The organism is Chitinophaga sp., from assembly GCF_035564935.1.
GTDB lineage: Bacteria > Bacteroidota > Bacteroidia > Chitinophagales > Chitinophagaceae > Chitinophaga.
In genome coordinates this window covers 1-19,046 of record NZ_DATMTE010000280.1, presented here as the reverse complement: position 1 = coordinate 19,046, position 19,046 = coordinate 1, and the positions used below count along the sequence as shown (strand labels likewise).

Below are 19,046 nucleotides of genomic sequence, written 5' to 3'. Positions count from 1 at the left end.
TATGCTTAAGCAATACCTGATTCCGGCATTGATCGTTTTTGTACTTACAGGGCTGTACAGTTTTAAACAAACTGCAGCACTGCATACCATCAACACCCGGAGCGCTGCGGACCTGAAAAACTTTTTTCATTATACACCGGACCGTATCCCGTTTATAAGCTCCCACCGGGGCGGCCCCAGGAAAGGATTCCCGGAGAACTGCATCGCCACTTTTGAAAATACTTTAAGTCATACTACTTCCATGCTGGAAATAGATCCGCACTATACCAAAGACGGTAAGATCGTGCTGATGCATGATCCCACACTGGACCGCACTACCAACGGTCATGGTAAAGTAGCGGACTATACACTGGCGGAACTGAAAAAGCTGCGGCTGAAAGACACGGAAGGTAATCTTACTGGTTACCGGATACCTACACTTGATGAAGCATTACAGTGGGCCAAAGGAAAAACCATCCTGGTTATCGACGCCAAAGACGTGCCCATAGAAGTGCGTGCACAAAAGATCGTCGAAAACAAAGCACAGGCTAATGCGCTCGTGATCTCTTACTCCGATGAGGATACAAAAAAATGTTACGCATACAATAAAGACATTATCATGGAAGTGATGATGAGTAAAGAAGAGAATGTGGAGATGATGGATAAAAGCGGTGTTCCCTGGGCGAATGTAATTGGTTTTGTAAGCCATCAGGTGCCGGAGAGCAAGGCTATTTTTGACGCCGTACATAAACGGGGAGCCATGTGCGTACTGGGCAGTTCCCGTAATATTGACCAGCAGTACACCAAAGGGCAGATCAGTGCGGAACAGCTGAAGAAAGGTTATCAATACCTGATCAGTTATGGCGCGGATGTAATTGAAGCTGATCTGGGTATTGAAGGTGGCGCTGCGCTGCTGCCGTTGCAGCAGGGAAAATCGGTGAAGGCTAAATATTTCCGGTAATAAAATCTACGTATATGAAAACATTAAACAGGCGGGAATGGACCAGGCTTACTCTTACAGGTGTAGCCGGGCTGATGCTGCCCAATGCCTTAAAGGCGCTCCCGGTGGCAGCTCCCGTTACCATCGGCCTGCAATCTTACAGCCTGCGCGACCGGCCTTTAGACGAAGCAATAAAAGCCATGGTAAGCCTGGGTATTAAAAGCTGTGAGCTATGGGGCGGACATGTAGAGCCACGGGAAGCACAGTGGCAGCGCAACAGTACGCCGGCAGATAACCAGCGTAAAAAGGAATTGCTGGAGCAATGGCGGGCTAACCTGAAAATGGAAGAGATCCATGCCATCCGCGATAAGTTCAAGACAGCGGGTATCCGCATACAGGCGTACACGGCCAGCATTAAAGACAGCATTTCCGAACACGACCTGGAACAACAGTTCCTCATTGCCCGGGCATTGGGTACAAACAGCATCACCACCTCCGCTACGGTGAGCGTAATGAAGCGGGTAGATGTATATGCACAAAAATATAAGATACAGGTAGGGATGCACAACCATTCCCATACCGACCAGCCTAATGAATTTTCGTCGCCGGATAGTTTTGCCCGCGGTATGCAGGGATTATCCGCTTACATTAAAATAAACCTGGACATAGGCCATTTTACAGCGGCGGATTTTGATGCGGTGGCCTATTTAAAGGAGCATCATAAAAAGATCATCTGCATACACGTAAAGGATCGCAAAAAACACCAGGGACCCAATGTGCCGCTCGGGGAAGGCGATACGCCTATTGGCCCCGTATTGCGCCTGATACGTGATAACGGATGGCCAATACCGGCAAATATAGAATACGAATATAACGGGGCGGACACCGTGGAAGAACTGCGGAAATGTATTGCCTATTGTAACAGTCAACTTAAATCATAAGCATGGAGCAGGAAGTAAAGAAAACCGGCGCAGCAATGGATCGCCGGAAATTTATTACGGGTGCAGCGGCGTTATCCGCCTTTTTGATAGTACCCCGCTATGTGTTGGGTGGTAAAGGGTTTGTAGCGCCCAGCGACAGGATCAACCTGGGCTTTATCGGCTCCGGGCGGCAGTCGCTCACCCTGCAGAAAGCCTTTCTGCCGCTGGCGGAAGGCCGTATCGTAGCAGCCTGCGATGTATACCAGTCCAAGGTAGACAACTTCAGCCGGATGGTGAATGCATATTATGCGGAACAGCGCGATCAGCCTGTTTACAAGGGATGTAAAACGTATCATCGTTTTACAGAGCTGCTGGATAATAAGGACATAGACGCTGTAGTGATTGCCACGCCGGACCATTGGCATGCCGCTATGGCGGTAAGGGCTGCTGCTGCCGGCAAGGATATTTACTGTGAAAAGCCGCTTTCGCTTACCGTAGCGGAAGGCCGTGCGATGGTAAACGCAGTAGCCAAACATAAACGTGTGTTTCAAACGGGCAGTATGCAGCGTTCCCGCCCGGAATTTCGCCAAACCGTGGAGCTGATCCGCAACGGCTACATAGGAAACATAAAGAACGTGAAAGTGAGCATTGGCGGTTCTCCTGTGCCTTACGATCTCCCGGAAGAAACCCTGCCGGCAGACCTGGATTGGACATTATGGCTGGGGCCTAATGAATACGTACATTATAATCACCAGCTGAACCCGGTGACAGGAGACCCGCTATGGGGCCGCTGGCGCGACTTTAAAGGCCTTGGCGGCGGGGATATCACCGACTGGGGCGCGCATATGTTCGACATCGTGCAATGGGCCCTGGATATGGATCGTACCGGTCCTGTATCTTTTACGCCGCCGGATGGAAAAGAAGTGCAGCATATGACCATGCGCTACAGCAACGGCATAGTAATGACACACGAGAATTTTGGTAAGCAACATGCCATCCAGTTTAATGGTACCGAAGGAACTATAGAGATCCAGCGTGGTAAGCTGGTTACTACGCCGGAGCGGTTGCGCGACCAGGTAATTGGCAACAATGAAAAACAGGTGTATCATAGCAGCAGTCACTACCTGGATTTTCTGCAGGCGGTGAAGAAAAGAAGTCTTCCTGTTGCTGATGTGGAAACCGGCCATCGCAGCGCTACCGTGTGCAACCTGGTAAATATAGCCTATGAATTCAATACGCCGCTGCAATGGGATCCGCAGCAGGAAAAAATCACCAATCATGCAGCTGCCAATCAGTTGCTTTCCCGGAAGATGAAGAAAGAATGGGCTGTTTAAAGCGAAAGTTAAATGGATACTCATTAGCTTTGGCAGATGATGACCGGATTCTTTCACCTGGTAAATGACAAAATGCAGCTCTCAGAAAAGAGCAGGGAAGCTTTTTTGTCTGTTATGAGAAACGAAGATCATCCCAAAGGACATATGCTGGTAAAGCCAGGTACAATATGTCCTTCTCTTTTCTTCGTTGAAAAAGGATTAACAAGAACATTTTATTATAAAGACGGAAAAGATATAACAGACTGGTTCAGCCCGGAAAACACGATTGCCTGTTCCATTGTTTCATTTACTTCGCAGCAACCCGACAGGAGAGGTATTGAAGTTCTGGAAGATGCCGGTTTGTGGGTGTTGGATTATAAGGACCTGGAAATGCTTTGCGGCCAGTATCATGAAATAGAAAGATTTGCCAGGATGAATACCGTGCATGGACTGGTATTGTTGCAGGAACGTTTTGATGAATTACATTTCTCCACAGCTGCAGAACGGTATAAAAAGCTCCTGGATCATCAACCTGATATTTTACAGCGGGCGCCGCTTGGCATGATTGCCTCTTACCTGGGCATCACGCAGGAAACATTAAGCAGGATACGGGCCCAACACCTGTTTTAATGATCAGCCTGTGAAACTTTGCCCGCTCCCGTGGCTTTGCTGTAATAAAACCTGGTATGCGCCTTTGATCTTGTTTTTTCCTTAATTTAACCGCTGTTCAATTCATCTTTATGACAAACGCAGAGAAGATCGCTTTTAAGAACAGGTTAAAACAGGCAGCACTGCAGCTGATATCCGAACGCATTGCTATGGCTAAATCGGCCGGCGACAACGCACAGGAAGCCGCCAATAATGAAGACAAAAGCTCTGCGGGGGACAAATACGAAACAGGAAGGGCCATGGGTCACCTGGAAAAAGATATGTATGCCCGGCAACAGGCAGAGAATGTGAAGGAGCTTGCCCGCTTACAGGAAGTAAAAACAGACCGTATATACACCACTGCGCAAACAGGGGCGCTGGTACACTGCGCAGAGCAGTCTTTTTTTATTGCAGCAGGACTGGGCAGGCAACTGATAGAAGAGCAAACTATATTTTTCCTTTCTCCCTATACACCACTGGCAAAATTATTACTGCAACGCAAAGCGGGGGACCGTTTCCTGTTCAACAAAAAAGAAATACCAATCCTCGCTGTTTATTAACGGGTGTAATATTTCAGGTCCTTTCGGCAACTAATGATCTAAACGCGCAAAATGAAACTGAAATCTGTTTTAGTAACAATCCTATCCCTGTCCTTTACCACAGCCTTCTCCCAAACAGAAAATGCGGCAAGCAGGTATACGGCTGAAAAATTTGAAAAATATTATAATGCCGGTCAGTTCGACAGTATTTATTCCATATTTTCTCCGCAGGCTAAAATCGGTTTACCATTAAACAAAACGAAAGCTTTTCTTACCAATTTAAAAAACGGCTACGGCAATATTGTAAAGAGAACATTCCTTGAAAACCAGGCCCCATTTGCCGTATACAAAACGGAGTTTGAAAAAGGAATAATATCTCTCAGCATAGCTGCGGATAATAACAATGCCATTACAGGGCTGTATGCAAGGCCCTATGACGCCGACACGCTGCCTGTACTGCAACGGAACATCACCGCCATGCACCTGCCATTCAAAGGCGAATGGACAGTGTTTTGGGGAGGCGATACAAAAGAGTTAAACTATCATGTAAAGGTCCGGTTTCAGAAGAACGCATTTGATATTGTTATTAATAACCCTGAAGGGCGAAGCTTCAAAACGGATGGAAGAACAAATGAAGACTATTACGCCTTCGGACAGCCAATTATAGCGCCTTGCGACGGAGAAGTGATTTGGGCGGTAGATGGTGTGAAAGATAATATCCCCGGGGAGTTAAATCCCATATATGTTCCGGGCAACGCGGTACTGCTGAAAACGAAGCATAAAGAATACATTTTCCTGGCACATTTTAAACAACACTCCGTAAAAGTAAAGCAGGGCGACCAGGTGAAACAGGGGCAATTACTGGGGCTATGCGGTAATTCAGGTAATTCTTCTGAGCCTCACCTGCATTTTCATCTTCAAAACATTGAAAACCTGAATAAGGCCACCGGCGTTAAATGTTTCTTCAGTAAACTGGAAGTGAACGGAATTTTAAAAACAGATTATTCACCTGTTAAGGGAGATAAGATCAGTGAAGAAAGATAATCATTATAATTTTCCGGAATCAGCGGCCGGCTGTTGGGTGGATTTATAGTGTATATGTGACACATATAATTATTGCTTTATTTATATTGCCTTGTTGTTGCACCGGAACCATTGTTCACATTGCGTTTTACGAACTCATGGCAGTTGCAGGGGGGAATATTTGAAATATTTTCCGCAATTTCGCAGCTGAACCAACTGAATCGACCAGGATAATGCAGGATGACAAAGATATATGGGAAACATTTCGGTCCGGAGATGAATCCTCCCTGCAAAGGATCTTTGATAAATACTATACTCCACTCTTTAATTATGGTCATAAATTTTCTGCAGATGATCACCTGATAGAAGATGCCCTGCAGAACCTGTTTGTTAAGCTCTGGAAGAACCGGGACGGTATTAAAGATACCGGCTCCGTTAAAAACTATTTATATAAGTCGTTTCGCCGGGTATTGCTCCGGATGCTGGAAGTACAGCAGCGGGAGTATAGTTTCTCGGTTTTGAGCGGGTGGCCGGAGCCGGGGCTGGAATTGCCGTATGATCAAACCATGATCAGCCGCGAGCGACTGGAAAGTATCCGTGGCAACCTGGTGGCTGCCATGGAAAAAATGACACCCAGGCAAAGAGAAATCATTCACCTGCGTTACTATGAAGAAATGGAGTACGAAGAAATTGCTGCACTTATGCAGCTTTCTGTTTCCAGTACATATAAATTGCTGTATAAAGCGATAGATACCCTCCGGCAATACTTATCCAAAACTGATCTCCTTATTTTATTGGCTGCCGTATCATTAAAAAAAATCTAAGACAGCCATATCTAATTATGTAATTGTTAGAAAATATTCAATTTCTAACCGTTAAAATAAATTTATTGATTTTTTAATCCTGACAAGGGATAAAATTTCAAAGTGCAGTGTATATATAATCAGCTATGGAACATCAGCACGGGAACTATAAGGACTATACCACTACTTCTTTCTTTGAAGATGAGGCATTTATTCGTCACATATTGAAATGGGACGAAGCAGCCATTGCTTACTGGACGCAGCTGTCCACGCTTTATCCGGATAAGAAAGCCGCTATGGAAGAAGCCCGTACCTGGATACTGCTGCTGAACAGGGAACCGGCTTATAGTCCTGCTGCAGGTAAATCACTGCTATGGGAAAAAATTGCCGGCAACATAGCAGCAGAGGAGCAACTGCAACGGCGATACCGGCCCATGAAACTGGTGGCCAAATGGACAGCGGCTGCTGCAGCAGTATTGTTGTTCATGGTACTTGTCCGGGAGCTGACGTCCCATGGCCAAAGGTCCTATACCACCGCATTTGGAAAACATGAACAGGTAGTGTTGCCGGATGAATCTGTAGTTACTTTAAACGGTAATTCTTCCATTTATTACTCCCGTTCCTGGAAATCGGCAAAGCCAAGGGAGATATGGCTGAAAGGAGAAGCCTATTTTGAAGTAAAACATGTAGCCATTAAAAACAGGTGGCAACAATCAGATTCATTCCAGGTACATGTAAGCAATCTTGCACTCACCGTACTGGGCACTAAGTTTAATGTAAGGAACCGCCGCAACATCACAGAGATCTCCCTGCTGGAAGGTAGTCTCAGGATTGAAAAGAACGGACCCGGCGCATTTGTCAAAATACTAAAACCGGGAGACGCTTTTGTTTATGACAGCAGTAAACAGCTGCTGCAGGAAATGGAAAGAAAGCCACAGGCCAACAAAGCCTGGACAGCCAACGAATTAGACCTGGACGGTTATACCCTCGGGGAAATACTGAACGTGCTGGAAGACAATTATGGCTACAGCATTACTTTAGAAGCGCCGGAGCTGGCGCAGAAAAGGCTTTCAGGAACAGTGCCTGCAGCTAATGCAGACGACATCCTTTTTGTTATCAGGAAGGTATTTAATCTTAAAATCAGTCAAAAAGCCAATCATTTAATTATCAGCCAAAATTAGTAGCATGTACAAACGAATTTTATTTGTCATGTGTTGCCTTTGTGTAACACTGCCGGGGAAGCTATTTGCACAACAGCAGGTAAAACTGAAAGCAGCGCTGGAAGAAGTAAAGGCGGTATACGGTACCAGGTTTGCCTACGAAGAGCATTTGCTGGACAATATTTATGTGAGCATGAAACGCCCGCTCACCAAAAAGGAGCCAGTAGAAGCCGTGCTGAAGGACCTCTTGTATAATAAAGGATTTGTTTTCCTCTATGTACAGGAAAACTATTACACCATTATCAAAGATAACCGGCCGGTTAAAAGCCCGGATACAACACCAGCAGAAAATACGGTGGAGACTCCTGATGAGGGATACGTGCAAACTATTACTGGTGTGGTAACTGACGCAGAAGGCCATCCATTAGTGGGAGTAACCGTTATTCCCCAGGGATATGCCATCCGGTTTGGCGCGCTCACCAGCAGCGACGGAAGGTATACACTCCGGCTGAAAGAGAAAACCACAGCGGTGGTTTTCACCTTTGTAGGCATGAATCCCTTAAAGGTGGATGTGGGTGATAATAACATTGTGAACGCACGGATGGAAGCCGATGTACATCAGCTCCGGGAAGTGAACGTATTATCTACTGGTTATCAGTCGTTGCCAAAAGAAAGAGCTACCGGTGCTTTTGAGCAGATCACCAGTAAACAGATAAAGTCCGTGCCCGCGGTGAATTTAATGGAGCGCCTGGAAGGCGTCGCGCCCGGCGTCCGTTTTGATGTGCGGAACAATACGATCAACATCCGCGGGGTAAATACCCTGGGCGCCGGCACAGGAAGTACACCACTCATCGTTATAGATGGATTTCCCGCGGTGGAACAGGATCTCACCACCAGGACGAATAACAATGCCAGCGGAGGCTCCGTATTAAGCCGTTATAATCCTGAAGATATTGAATCCATCACCATACTGAAAGATGCCGCCGCCACCTCCATCTGGGGCGCCAAAGCAGCGAACGGCGTTATTGTGATCACCACCAAAAAAGGAAAGAAAAATTCGTCCGCCATCAACTTCAGTACTAACCTGAGCGTGTCCAATCCTGCGGATATGAAAAATCTTAACAGCATGAACACCCCGGAATATATTGAACTGGAGAAGGAAATGAAGGACCTGGGATTTTTTACCGATCCTGCTATCTGGGACAACAGCTGGATGACCTTTAACCAGAACAGGCCGGTTAGTGAAGCATTGGAATGGATGTTTAAAGTAGATAGAGGTACCGCAACTGCCGGTCAGCGCGACTCCGCATTATCTGCCCTGGGTAAAATGGATAACCGCGGCCAGATCCGCGACCTGCTGTTTCAACGCGCCGTTTCCCAGCAATACAACCTCTCTTTCTCCGGGGGCGGCCAGCATAGCACTTACTACGTATCTACCAACTATACCAAAGATGTTCCGGTATTCCGGAATAATAAAGGAGAAAATTATTTTGTGAATGCTAACCTGAGCAATGAATTGTTTAACAACAGGGTAACCATTAACACCGGCCTCAATTACAATTATGCCACCAGCACGTCCAATACAGCAGCCCTGAATGCCATTGGCGCCGGGCGCCTGGGATTACGTCCCTATGAAATGCTGCAGGACGATGCCGGTAATCCCATTGCCCGCTCTATCGATTTCCGGGATGAAGTGGCAGCGGATTTCCTCAGCAAAGGTTATCTTCCCTGGACCTACAGCCCTTTACAGGAAATGAATTACGGTAATTCGGTGTCTAAAGAAAACCGGTACCGCTTCACAACGGATATCAATACAAAGATCACCGGCTGGCTGAATGTAAGTGTAGCCGGTACCCTGCAACGCAATCTCGCCGAAAATACCATCCTCGGTGAACTGGAAAGTTACGATACAAGAGTGCTGGTGAATACCGGCACCACTGTGGGGCCCAATGGCCGCCTGGTTTATGGTGTGCCTTATGGTGGTAAGATGATCAATTCAAATATCAATACCGTTAACTACGGATTACGCGGACAGGTAAACGTCAATAAATCCTGGGGCAATAACTTCTCGCTCAATGCGCTGGCAGGTACGGAGATCCGGGAAGACCAGCTAACGGCTTATCAGCAAACCCGCTATGGATTTAATAATGACACCTATTCTTCCGCCTCCTGGGATCCCAGCGTGTATTACCAGACCGTGATGGGCTGGACTACCTCGCTCGGTTTTTCCGATGGCGGCATTAACAAGTCTATCAACCGGTTCCTGTCGTACTACGGAAATGGTGCCCTCTCTATGATGAACAACCGTTACATCGTATCAGGAAGTATCCGCTTTGATGATTTTACACTGGCAGGCGCTTCCCGCAGCCAGCGCGCAAGGCCCTTATGGAGCGCTGGGGTGAAATGGGATGTTACTTCAGAAGATTTTATGAAGCCGGTAAGCTGGCTCAATAAATTAAACCTCCGGCTTACCTACGGTACCGGCGGCGCTGTACCCAGGAGTGCCAGCAACGCAGCCCTGCTTGATTTGAGAGGACTTGACCAGGTGACCCGTGAACCATATGGTAACGTATTATCTCCCGCCAATAATAAGATCAGCTGGGAGCTTACCAAAACCTGGAACCTGGGTATTGATGTAGATGTATTGAACAACCGCCTGCATGTTAGTGCAGACGCCTACCGTAAGAGAACCAGCGATATCCTGTGGCAGTTCCCCGTTAATACCACTTATGGATGGAGCTCACTTTATTATAATGCCGCCAGCATGAAAGGGCATGGGTACGACCTGGGCATCCGCGGGGATATCATCCGGAACAGGAACTTCGGCTGGAGCTCCACCTTTAACTTCGCCTACAATACCAACGAAGTAACAGACGCCCGCTTTACACGCCCCACCAGCAGCATAGCAGTAAACAGCAGTGCTCCCATAGAGGGAATGCCTAATGATTATCTGTATGCTTACCGCTGGGCCGGACTGGATAATAAAGGCCGCTCCCAGGTATATACAGCCGATGGAAAGATGGTGACGGCAGATATGCCCAACAGCGCAGTTACTGCCCAGGACCTTGTATATATGGGCCGCACTACGCCGCCTTATTTCGGAGGTTTTTTCAACGACTTCAGCTACAAATCATTTACACTCGGTGTGCGCATTTCTTATGAAATGGGCCATGTGTTCCGCCGCCTGTCGATAGAGAATTACCCCGACTATGCTACCAGTAATTATTACGGGCTTATAGGCACGCAGCGCGATCTGGCGCAGCGCTGGCGTAAACCAGGCGATGAACAGTTTACCAATGTGCCCGGTTTGGCGAATGTAACTACCAACAGCAGCAACCGCTACAAGATGGCCGATATACTGGTGGAAAGCGCCAGCCATATCAGGCTGCAGCAGGTTTCACTGGGCTACCAGGTGCCATCAAAGGCACTGTCACGCACCATGCTGAAATCGGCAGGGATCAACTTTGCAGCGAGAAACCTGGGTATTATCTGGAAGCAGAATAAGGCTGGTATTGATCCCAGTTATGCTATGCGCAACAGCTATACCAATCTGCCGCCCTCACCCAGTTATTTCATGAGCCTGAACGCTTCTTTCTAACGCCGGAAAAAAATGATCAAAATGACAATGAAACGCTTTTGTATTACGCTGCTGGTATTGGCTATGGGAACTATGTCGTGCCGTAAGTTCGTGGAAGTGGAACAACCGAATCAACGCCAGTTTAAATATACCGCCGACTTCCAGGCGCTGCTCAACAATGTAAGCTTGTTTGAAGTTTCGGCAAGTCTGCCGATGTTATCCAGCGATGACATCAACCTGGAATCCAATACCAATTTACAAAACCTGCTTACCGGCGAGTTGCAGAATATTTACACCTGGGCAGTGGACTATTACACTTCCGATCAGGGTGATGCCGGCTGGGATCAGTTGTATAACCAGGTATATGTATGCAACCAGATTACTGCCAATGTAATGGAAAGCGCCAATGGCACAGACGCGCAGAAACAGAGCATATATGCAGAGGCGAGGGTACAGCGGGCTGTTGCCTATCTTACCCTGGTGAACCTTTATGCAAGGGCGTATAATGCCGCCAACGCCGCTACAGATCCCGGGTTACCTTTACTGCTTTCGCCTGATCTTTTTGTGCCCCTTAACAGGGCTTCCGTAAAACAGGTATACGACCAGGTCATTCTCGACCTCACAGAAGCCTTGCCTGTATTACCTGATAACCCATCCAATAGTCTTCATCCCGGCAAAGCTGCCGGCTATGCGCTGCTGGCCAGAACCTATCTCTACATGCAACGTTACAGCGAAGCAGCAGATTATGCCGCCAGGTCGCTGAGCTTTCAGCATACGCTGTTAGACCTGAAAGATTATGCAGATGGCACAAAGGCTTATCCCCGCAGGCTCGATAACCCGGAAGTGATACTCAGCAAAAAAGTATCCAAGCCAGGGTATATTGATTTGCCTTTAAGTACGGAACTGATGAACAAACTTACACCGGAAGATCTGCGCTACCAGCTGTTCACCCGGGGCGGGAATACTTTTCAACCAGCCTTTACCGGGCGCGGGTCCTACCGCGATAAAATTTTTCTGCAGGATAATGTGACAGCCGGTATATCTGTACCGGAAATGATGCTGATCCAGGCGGAAGGATTAGCCAGGTCCGGTAAAAAAGACGAAGCGATGGCCCTGGTAAATGAGCTGCGCCGGAAGCGTTTCCTCCCTGCTCAGTATACCGCCCTTGCTGCCGCTACCAGCGAAGAAGCGCTGCATTTGGTGATCGATGAAAGAAGACGTGAATTATTCGGCACGGGCCTGCGTTGGTTCGATCAGCGAAGACTTAGTGCAGAACCTGCACTGGCGGAAACCGAATCGCGTGTATTCAAAGGCGTTACCTATACGCTGGTGCCGGGCGACCGCTACGTGTATCCTATTCCGCCTAAAAATATTGAGCTGAATCCAGAGTTAACGCAAAATCAACGATAACAATAATTACTGAAAGATATGAGAACGAAAATAAGCTTAATCGGATGTAGCCTGTTGTTCGGCGCCACCATGGTGTTTGCCCAGAGAAATGAGCCATACAGGAACGCTGATCCTAAAGAACTGGTAAAAAACGCCGCACTGTCGGAGCAGCAACTGGCGGATATCCAGCGATACTACCAGTTTGACCTGAAGGACACCAAAAGAGGGGAGGAACTGCAACAGCTGATCCTCCAGAAATATCCTTCAGGCGCAACGGCCCGGCTAAGGGGATTTCAACGCCTGTCTGCGGCTAAAAACCCGGAGGAAATGATCACATCTGCAGTAACTTTCCTGCAGGCATTTCCTTATGATGCCTGGAAAGCCCATCCGAACAACCAGGAATTTATTTACTACAGCGTGCACCGGGAACTGGGTGCCGCTTATATGAGCACCCGGCAGTTTGATAAGCTGGTGGCTTTTTGCACGCCGCTCAACTTCAAAACTGAAAATGAAATATACCGCTGGAATGTCATGCGCGCCTATGTATTCAAAACAGTTGGCCGCGATACCCTTGCGGGGATTTCTACTGCACTGATCAATGAGCTGGTAAAAAAAGTAAACGACAGGTCGTATGAAGAAGCGGGCGTATTTACCCCGGAGAAAGCAGCCGCCAATGCCAGCGAGCAACTGGATAATGAATTGAATACACATATTTCACTGCTGCACGGCCTGAAACAATATGCCACTGCAAAGGAATATTTCAGGTACCTGTCGCCCAAAGGCGCTTATGGCTCAGCAGACCTGAATAATATTCACCTGGATATTCTTCAGCAAACCGGCGATCAGCAAGCTATCCAGCCATTCCTGGAAAACTGTGTAAAAGCGAATGCCATGACGGCCGCTATGTTTGATAAGCTGAAAAACATTTTCACTGCGAAAGATAAAACCCCGGGTGCGTATGATAAGTATCTCGCTTCCCTGAAATCGGCAGAAGAACAGGAGGAGCTGAAAGCATCCGTGAGAGAGCATCTGACTAACCAGGAATATGTGCCTTTTGCATTGGAAAATCCAGAGGGCAAACTGGTACGCTCCAGCGACTGGAACAATAAAATTGTGGTGCTCGACTTTTGGGCTACCTGGTGCAAACCCTGCATCAGCGCATTCCCTGGCATGCAGATGCTGGTAGACAAGTATGCGCAGGATCCGCAGGTGGCAGTGTACATGGTGGGCACTATGCAAACAGGCAACTACAAGGAAAAATCTGAAGGGTATGTTAAACAGGAAGGGTTCAGGTTTAACCTGTTGCATGATGCCGTGAATAAGAAAACAGGGGAGCAGGACCTGGTATTCAGATCCTTTGTTCCGTTTTTCCAATCTTCCGCTATTCCCCGGAAAGTGATCCTCAAAGATGGGGTGATGCGTTATACCTCCGAAGGGTACTCCGGCAGCCCGAGTAAACTGGTAGATGAACTGACTTACGCTATTGAACTTTTAAAAGCAGAAAAATAATTTATGTTGCTGAAAAAATATGCGCTCGTAGCGCTGGGAGTAGCGGGATTTTCATTGCAGGTGAAAGCGCAGGTGAATCCTAAGGAAAAACTCTGGCAAACATTGAAAGCCATACAGGGTAATTACGTGGATTCATTGACAGATGAAACACTGGTGAATGCTGCCATTGCAGGTATGATGCGGGAACTGGATCCTCATTCCCGCTACTTTTCCGGTGAGGAGGCAGAACAGATGCAGGAGGCAATGAAGGGCAATTTCGCCGGCATAGGCATCCAGTTTATGATGCAGCATGATAGCCTTTATATTACCCAGATAGTAAGCGATGGCCCGGCAGAGAAGGCCGGTCTGCTGCCCGGCGACAGGATCCTGGCTATTGACAAAACGCCTGTTACCGGCACAACCAACTTCGCGGTAATGAAAAAGATCCGTGGTGAAAAAGGCACGCCTGTTACGCTGGAAATACTCCGTAAATCCAGCGGGAAAACCTTTACTACTGAAATTATACGTAATGTAGTGGCCGACCGGTCTGTGAGATCGGCATATATGCTTACAGATAAAGTAGGATATATCTCGTTACGCATCTTCAGTGAAACTACCCGCACAGAAATAGACAAAGCGCTTATACAGCTGAAAGAGCAGGGGATGAAAAGCCTGATCCTTGATTTGCAGGGCAATGGAGGCGGATATGTACAGGCAGCTATTGGCGTGGCAGATGAATTTTTACCGAAAGATAAACTGGTATTTTACGGTGTTGGAAAAGATAAGGGTAAAGATTATTACTACACAGGGGGCTTCGGCAATTTTATGGAAGGCAACCTGGTAGTACTGATAGACCAGTCTACCGCCTCCGCCAGCGAAATTCTTACCGGCGCACTGCAGGACTGGGACCGGGCAGTGATTGTAGGCAGAAGAAGTTTTGGTAAAGGACTGATGCAACGACCGGTACCCGTATTTGACGGCTCCGTACTGGAGCTTACCGGCGCGCGCTATTACACGCCTTCAGGCAGGTCTATTCAAAAACCCTATCATGGCGCCAGCTATAACGACAACGTACAAACGCGGTTTGCCAGCGGGGAACTCACGAATGCCAACGTATTTCATTTCCCGGATTCACTGAAATATACTACACTGGTAAATAAACGCACGGTGTTTGGCGGCGGCGGAATTATGCCGGATATATTTATCCCGTTAGACACCGTTGAATACAACGGCTGGCTCCAGGATGTAGCGGATCGGAACCTGGCAGGGAAGATCACCTTTGATTACCTGGACAGTAACCGCGCCTCCTTACTATCCGGCTACCAGGATTTTAAAGTGTTTAATAAGCAATACCAGGTACCGGACTATTTGGTGCAACAGGTAGTGGGCGCTGCTGAAAAAGCAGGACTGCCGCTGCAAATGGCCGGCAAAAACAGGATCATCAGCTTACTCTCCCTGGAGATCAAAGGACAACTGGCCAGCCAGCTGTTTGCGGGTAATGATTATTACCTCCAGGTGCTTAATACGGATAATGCCAGTATCCGGGAAGCATTGCAGTTGCTGGAACAACCAGCACGCTATGCACAGGAGCTGAAAGCTACAGCAATAAAGAAAGAGAAGAAATAGTATTCAGTAAAAAAAGAAACATGAACTTAAATAAGATAATGATACTGGCGGCACTTGGCGCTCCCATAATAAGTAACGCGCAACAATCATATACGCTTAAAGGCAGTGTAAACAGTATAAAGGAACCGGTTAAAGTTTTTCTTACCTATAAGGTGAAAGGGGAGCGGAAGATTGACTCTACCATCATGAAAAATGGGAAATTCGTTTTCCGTGGTACCGTAGGGGCGCCAAAAGAAGCGCATATCGTGGTGAAGCACAGTAACCTGCCACCAGACCCCACTACCCGCCCGGTGGAAGATATTTTGCCTTTCCTCATCGAAGACAGGACCATTACCATTGCAGCCAAAGACTCCATAAAAAATGCAGTAATTACCGGTAGCCCGGCAAATGATGACAATGTGAAGGTAACTGCATTACTGAAGCCTTATTACGACAAATACGATGTGCTGAACAATGAGTTTAAAGCGCAATCCCCCGAAAAACAGAAAGACTCCGCCTATCTCGCCAGCCTGGAACAAAGGGCCAATGATATACAAGCGGAGATCATTGCCGTGAAAATGAAGTATGTGAAAGCCAACCCCGGTAAGTATATGGCTTTAATGGCCTTCAACTCCACGTTGCCGCCCGAATTTGACGCCATTGCCGCAGAAAAGGAATTTAATACACTGGATCCGGCCATAAGAAAATCAGATCTTGGTATGGAACTGCAGGAACGGATTGCAAAAGTGAAGAAAACCCAGGAAGGAGCGGAAGCACCGGATTTTACGCAGCTGGATGTAAACGGTAAACCGGTAAAACTATCTGACTTCAGGGGCAAATACGTACTGCTTGATTTCTGGGCCTCCTGGTGCGGCCCCTGCAGAAGGGAGAACCCGAATGTTGTGAAAGCATACCAGGCTTATAAAGATAAGGGCTTCACTGTACTGGGCGTATCGCTGGATAAAGATGGCGACAGGGATAAGTGGCTGGCTGCTATTGAGAAAGATGGATTGCCCTGGACACAGGTATCGGACCTGAAGGCATGGGAAAATGAAGCAGCAAAATTGTATGAAGTAAATGCCATTCCCATGAACTTCCTGATCGATCCCAACGGGAAGATCATTGCCAAATACCTGCGGGGAGCCGCATTGGAAGAGATGCTGGAGAAGGTATTGACGAAGTGATAATGTTGATGTGAAATTTTGTAACTATTCTTCAGGTGATCCTGGCCGGGTATTTCCCCGGCCGGGATTACCTGTCCTGGTAAAATTGAACCTGCTCCGGCAAGCGAATTAACCCTTACATGGTACTATGGTACTTATTGCCGGGTACAATTTCCCGATCTGATCAATCAAATTCCGCATCACGTAAACCCGGTGTCCGCTGAAGCAAGCAACTTTGGGGTTGAATTATGGTGGCTGCTATGAAATATAGCCCCATGCAGGAGGACATAGAGATAGGCGCCGATGCCGGCATAACCCAAACTTCGCCCTGCATTCCACCTACTTTAGCAAACAAAAATAACCGGTATGCCTAAAAGAAGATATGCACACTTCAACGAACAGGGCATCGCGGAAATGGATGCTAAAATATACCTGTGGATGACTAACACCAATCCGAAGGAAAATGGTTACTACCTGCTGAACGAAAGCACCAACACGGCAAGCGCAGCATTCAATGTAACAGACGGCGGATTGGTATCAGGGTTTATAAAACTGGATAACTAAATTGTAGATAATGAATATCAGAACCGCCAAACGTTGGTTTCTATGGCATAAATGGACCAGCCTTATCTGCACCATTTTTATGCTGATGCTGTGCATCACCGGTCTTCCACTGATCTTTCACGAAGAACTGGATGGCCTGCTGGAGAAACGGGTGGTGGCAGAAGTACCGGAAGGCGCCCGTAAAATGAGCCTCGACTCGCTGGCCATCCTTGCCGGTAAACAATACCCGGCCGAGAAAATACGCTATATTTTCTGGGATGACGACGATAAGAATAAGATCATATTTGATCTCGCGGCTAAACCGGACGCTCCGCCCGAAGGAAGCAGGTATGCTACGTTAAGCGTATATACCGGGGAGGTGCTGGACAAACCAACTACCGATAGGATAATGGACATTATCCTGAAGATTCACATGAACATGTTCCTGGGCATTGGCGGCAAATTATTCCTGGGACTAATGGGGATCCTGTTCGTTGTTGCCATTGTTTCCGGTGTGGTGCTTTACGGACGTATCATGAAGAAGTATGATTTTGGAATGGTACGGAAGTATAAATCAAACCGTCTTAAATGGCTGGACACCCACAACCTGATAGGGGTTGTAACGCTTACATGGGCCAGTGTAGTAGGTTTAACAGGTGTCATCAATACATTATCCGATGTAGTGCTGGCCTTATGGCAGCAGGGACAACTAAAAGAAATGGTAGCGCCATATGTAAACCAGCAACCGCTTACAGGTACTATGAGCTCACTGGACAGCGCCATGGCTACTGCACAGAAAGCAGCGCCGCATATGGAGCCCCGTATTGTTACTTACCCGGGAACCATGTTTTCCAGCAAGCATCACTATGCTGTATTTATGCGGGGTAATACCGCACTTACATCGCGGTTGCTGATGCCCGCCCTGGTAGACGCTAAAACCGGTGCATTAACAGATGCCCGTACTATGCCCTGGTATGTGAATACCCTGTTCTTATCGGAGCCATTACATTTTGGCGATTATGGCGGTATGCCTTTAAAAATTATCTGGGCGCTGTTCGACCTGGCAACCATTATAGTATTAATTACCGGCCTTTACCTCTGGTTTGCGCGCAGAAAAGCCGCTAACCAGCAGTGGAGCAGGCTCACAGAAAAAGCAGTATACGAAGATGAAGAATAATCCATTTATCAGGTTATGGGGAAAACCGCTGCTGATAGCATTGTTGTCATTAGCAGGATTGATTGCAGCACTGGTAGGTGACGGCGTGTGGGATGTGTTTTCCTGGATAGCATTGGCCCTGCCTGTGATTATTATTATACGCAGATATTATTTTCAGCGGAACGAGGGATAACAGCAATTGTTTATATAAAGTTGATGTGTGATGGATCTTATCACACATCAACTTCTTTTTTTTAAAAAACTATCTTCCGCAGTCGGCCGTCCAGCTCCTGCCATTTCTGGCAAAGCCTATCACAAGTTTGTCTTTGTTGATAGTGATAAGACCCGTACCGGAAGAACCGATACTCACCATCGTATTATCATCTTTCTTTTCAAATTCCACACCTGTAAGATCCGGTATACCATCTGAGAACCTGAAGTCATACCTGGTACCAACCTTCGTAACGAAAACACTGCCATTGTCCTGGCTGATGTTCTTTTCATCGTCAACATACCCGATCTTTCCTTTAAAGGTGCCGGCAAAAACATCTACGTCTGCGGGGTCAGTGTCTTTACTACAGGAAGTAAATAAAACTACAGATAACAGCAATACACCAATGACACTAAGAATCGATTTCATAATTCACATTTTAGGTTACTCAATAAAGATTCAATAACCTGAAAATGCAATTAACATACCAGACGGGTTTTCCCCGGGTACAGGCTCTTCTGTATAAATAACCGGCTGCAGTATTGCCTTATTGCGGCCTTTTGCTGTGTTAAGTCATACACACAATGGG

17 protein-coding genes are annotated in these 19,046 nt (G+C 47.2%); 16 read left to right on the top strand and 1 reads right to left on the bottom strand.

Annotation, left to right across the window (positions count from 1 at the left end):
• The first annotated feature begins 1 nt into the window (after position 1).
• The 16 genes from VN105_RS07535 to VN105_RS07460 all read left to right on the top strand — a co-directional run bounded on the left by VN105_RS07535 (position 2) and on the right by VN105_RS07460 (position 18,439).
• Positions 2 to 940 (top strand): glycerophosphodiester phosphodiesterase family protein, encoded by a 939-nt coding sequence (locus tag VN105_RS07535; RefSeq protein ID WP_325639481.1) that lies wholly within the window; start codon positions 2 to 4, stop codon positions 938 to 940.
• Between the two features lie 14 nt (positions 941 to 954).
• Positions 955 to 1,860: a sugar phosphate isomerase/epimerase gene (locus VN105_RS07530; RefSeq protein ID WP_325639479.1), complete on the top strand. Its 906-nt coding sequence runs from the start codon at positions 955 to 957 to the stop codon at positions 1,858 to 1,860.
• A gap of 2 nt (positions 1,861 to 1,862) precedes the next feature.
• Positions 1,863 to 3,173 carry a Gfo/Idh/MocA family oxidoreductase gene (locus VN105_RS07525; protein WP_325639477.1) on the top strand — a complete coding sequence of 437 codons (1,311 nt, stop codon included), beginning with the start codon at positions 1,863 to 1,865 and terminating at the stop codon, positions 3,171 to 3,173.
• Between the two features lie 114 nt (positions 3,174 to 3,287).
• Positions 3,288 to 3,782: a Crp/Fnr family transcriptional regulator gene (locus VN105_RS07520; protein ID WP_325639475.1), complete on the top strand. Its 495-nt coding sequence runs from the start codon at positions 3,288 to 3,290 to the stop codon at positions 3,780 to 3,782.
• Positions 3,783 to 3,892: 110 nt separating this feature from the next.
• A complete protein-coding gene (locus VN105_RS07515; protein WP_325639473.1) occupies positions 3,893 to 4,360 on the top strand; it encodes a hypothetical protein in 468 nt (155 codons plus the stop codon).
• Positions 4,361 to 4,411: 51 nt separating this feature from the next.
• Positions 4,412 to 5,383, top strand: a complete 972-nt coding sequence (locus VN105_RS07510; RefSeq protein WP_325639471.1) for a peptidoglycan DD-metalloendopeptidase family protein — start codon at positions 4,412 to 4,414, stop codon at positions 5,381 to 5,383.
• A gap of 212 nt (positions 5,384 to 5,595) precedes the next feature.
• The gene (locus VN105_RS07505; protein WP_325639469.1) at positions 5,596 to 6,186 is read left to right on the top strand and encodes a sigma-70 family RNA polymerase sigma factor; all 591 of its coding nucleotides are present in this window, start codon (positions 5,596 to 5,598) and stop codon (positions 6,184 to 6,186) included.
• A gap of 125 nt (positions 6,187 to 6,311) precedes the next feature.
• A complete protein-coding gene (locus VN105_RS07500) occupies positions 6,312 to 7,346 on the top strand; it encodes a FecR family protein (RefSeq protein WP_325639467.1) in 1,035 nt (344 codons plus the stop codon).
• Positions 7,347 to 7,350: 4 nt separating this feature from the next.
• A complete protein-coding gene (locus VN105_RS07495) occupies positions 7,351 to 10,923 on the top strand; it encodes a SusC/RagA family TonB-linked outer membrane protein (RefSeq protein WP_325639465.1) in 3,573 nt (1,190 codons plus the stop codon).
• Between the two features lie 21 nt (positions 10,924 to 10,944).
• On the top strand, positions 10,945 to 12,312 hold the full coding sequence (locus VN105_RS07490) for a RagB/SusD family nutrient uptake outer membrane protein (RefSeq protein WP_325639463.1): 1,368 nt from the start codon (positions 10,945 to 10,947) through the stop codon (positions 12,310 to 12,312).
• An 18-nt stretch (positions 12,313 to 12,330) separates the two neighbouring features.
• Positions 12,331 to 13,800, top strand: coding sequence for a TlpA disulfide reductase family protein (locus VN105_RS07485; protein WP_325639461.1), 1,470 nt, complete (start codon positions 12,331 to 12,333; stop codon positions 13,798 to 13,800).
• 3 nt (positions 13,801 to 13,803) lie between these two features.
• Positions 13,804 to 15,405: a S41 family peptidase gene (locus tag VN105_RS07480; RefSeq protein ID WP_325639459.1), complete on the top strand. Its 1,602-nt coding sequence runs from the start codon at positions 13,804 to 13,806 to the stop codon at positions 15,403 to 15,405.
• Between the two features lie 20 nt (positions 15,406 to 15,425).
• On the top strand, positions 15,426 to 16,568 hold the full coding sequence (locus VN105_RS07475; RefSeq protein ID WP_325639457.1) for a TlpA disulfide reductase family protein: 1,143 nt from the start codon (positions 15,426 to 15,428) through the stop codon (positions 16,566 to 16,568).
• A gap of 345 nt (positions 16,569 to 16,913) precedes the next feature.
• Positions 16,914 to 17,111: a hypothetical protein gene (locus VN105_RS07470; RefSeq protein WP_325639455.1), complete on the top strand. Its 198-nt coding sequence runs from the start codon at positions 16,914 to 16,916 to the stop codon at positions 17,109 to 17,111.
• Positions 17,112 to 17,121: 10 nt separating this feature from the next.
• Entirely contained in the window at positions 17,122 to 18,267 is a 1,146-nt protein-coding gene (locus VN105_RS07465; protein WP_325639453.1) for a PepSY-associated TM helix domain-containing protein, read from the top strand.
• Positions 18,257 to 18,439, top strand: a complete 183-nt coding sequence (locus VN105_RS07460; protein ID WP_325639451.1) for a hypothetical protein — start codon at positions 18,257 to 18,259, stop codon at positions 18,437 to 18,439. Before VN105_RS07465 ends, VN105_RS07460 begins: the two co-directional genes overlap by 11 nt.
• 69 nt (positions 18,440 to 18,508) lie before the next feature.
• Here VN105_RS07460 and VN105_RS07455 read toward each other — a convergent pair whose 3' ends face one another.
• Positions 18,509 to 18,886 carry a hypothetical protein gene (locus tag VN105_RS07455; protein ID WP_325639449.1) on the bottom strand — a complete coding sequence of 126 codons (378 nt, stop codon included), beginning with the start codon at positions 18,884 to 18,886 and terminating at the stop codon, positions 18,509 to 18,511.
• Positions 18,887 to 19,046: the final 160 nt, after the last annotated feature.

Bases quoted from the DNA above. Each gene is read 5' to 3' on its own strand.
- VN105_RS07535 (WP_325639481.1), top strand. From the start codon at position 2: ATGCTTAAGCAATACCTGATTCCGGCATTGATCGTTTTTGTACTTACA.
- VN105_RS07530 (WP_325639479.1), top strand. From the start codon at position 955: ATGAAAACATTAAACAGGCGGGAATGGACCAGGCTTACTCTTACAGGT.
- VN105_RS07525 (WP_325639477.1), top strand. From the start codon at position 1,863: ATGGAGCAGGAAGTAAAGAAAACCGGCGCAGCAATGGATCGCCGGAAA.
- VN105_RS07520 (WP_325639475.1), top strand. From the start codon at position 3,288: ATGAGAAACGAAGATCATCCCAAAGGACATATGCTGGTAAAGCCAGGT.
- VN105_RS07515 (WP_325639473.1), top strand. From the start codon at position 3,893: ATGACAAACGCAGAGAAGATCGCTTTTAAGAACAGGTTAAAACAGGCA.
- VN105_RS07510 (WP_325639471.1), top strand. From the start codon at position 4,412: ATGAAACTGAAATCTGTTTTAGTAACAATCCTATCCCTGTCCTTTACC.
- VN105_RS07505 (WP_325639469.1), top strand. From the start codon at position 5,596: ATGCAGGATGACAAAGATATATGGGAAACATTTCGGTCCGGAGATGAA.
- VN105_RS07500 (WP_325639467.1), top strand. From the start codon at position 6,312: ATGGAACATCAGCACGGGAACTATAAGGACTATACCACTACTTCTTTC.
- VN105_RS07495 (WP_325639465.1), top strand. From the start codon at position 7,351: ATGTACAAACGAATTTTATTTGTCATGTGTTGCCTTTGTGTAACACTG.
- VN105_RS07490 (WP_325639463.1), top strand. From the start codon at position 10,945: ATGACAATGAAACGCTTTTGTATTACGCTGCTGGTATTGGCTATGGGA.
- VN105_RS07485 (WP_325639461.1), top strand. From the start codon at position 12,331: ATGAGAACGAAAATAAGCTTAATCGGATGTAGCCTGTTGTTCGGCGCC.
- VN105_RS07480 (WP_325639459.1), top strand. From the start codon at position 13,804: ATGTTGCTGAAAAAATATGCGCTCGTAGCGCTGGGAGTAGCGGGATTT.
- VN105_RS07475 (WP_325639457.1), top strand. From the start codon at position 15,426: ATGAACTTAAATAAGATAATGATACTGGCGGCACTTGGCGCTCCCATA.
- VN105_RS07470 (WP_325639455.1), top strand. From the start codon at position 16,914: ATGCCTAAAAGAAGATATGCACACTTCAACGAACAGGGCATCGCGGAA.
- VN105_RS07465 (WP_325639453.1), top strand. From the start codon at position 17,122: ATGAATATCAGAACCGCCAAACGTTGGTTTCTATGGCATAAATGGACC.
- VN105_RS07460 (WP_325639451.1), top strand. From the start codon at position 18,257: ATGAAGAATAATCCATTTATCAGGTTATGGGGAAAACCGCTGCTGATA.
- VN105_RS07455 (WP_325639449.1), bottom strand. From the start codon at position 18,886: ATGAAATCGATTCTTAGTGTCATTGGTGTATTGCTGTTATCTGTAGTT.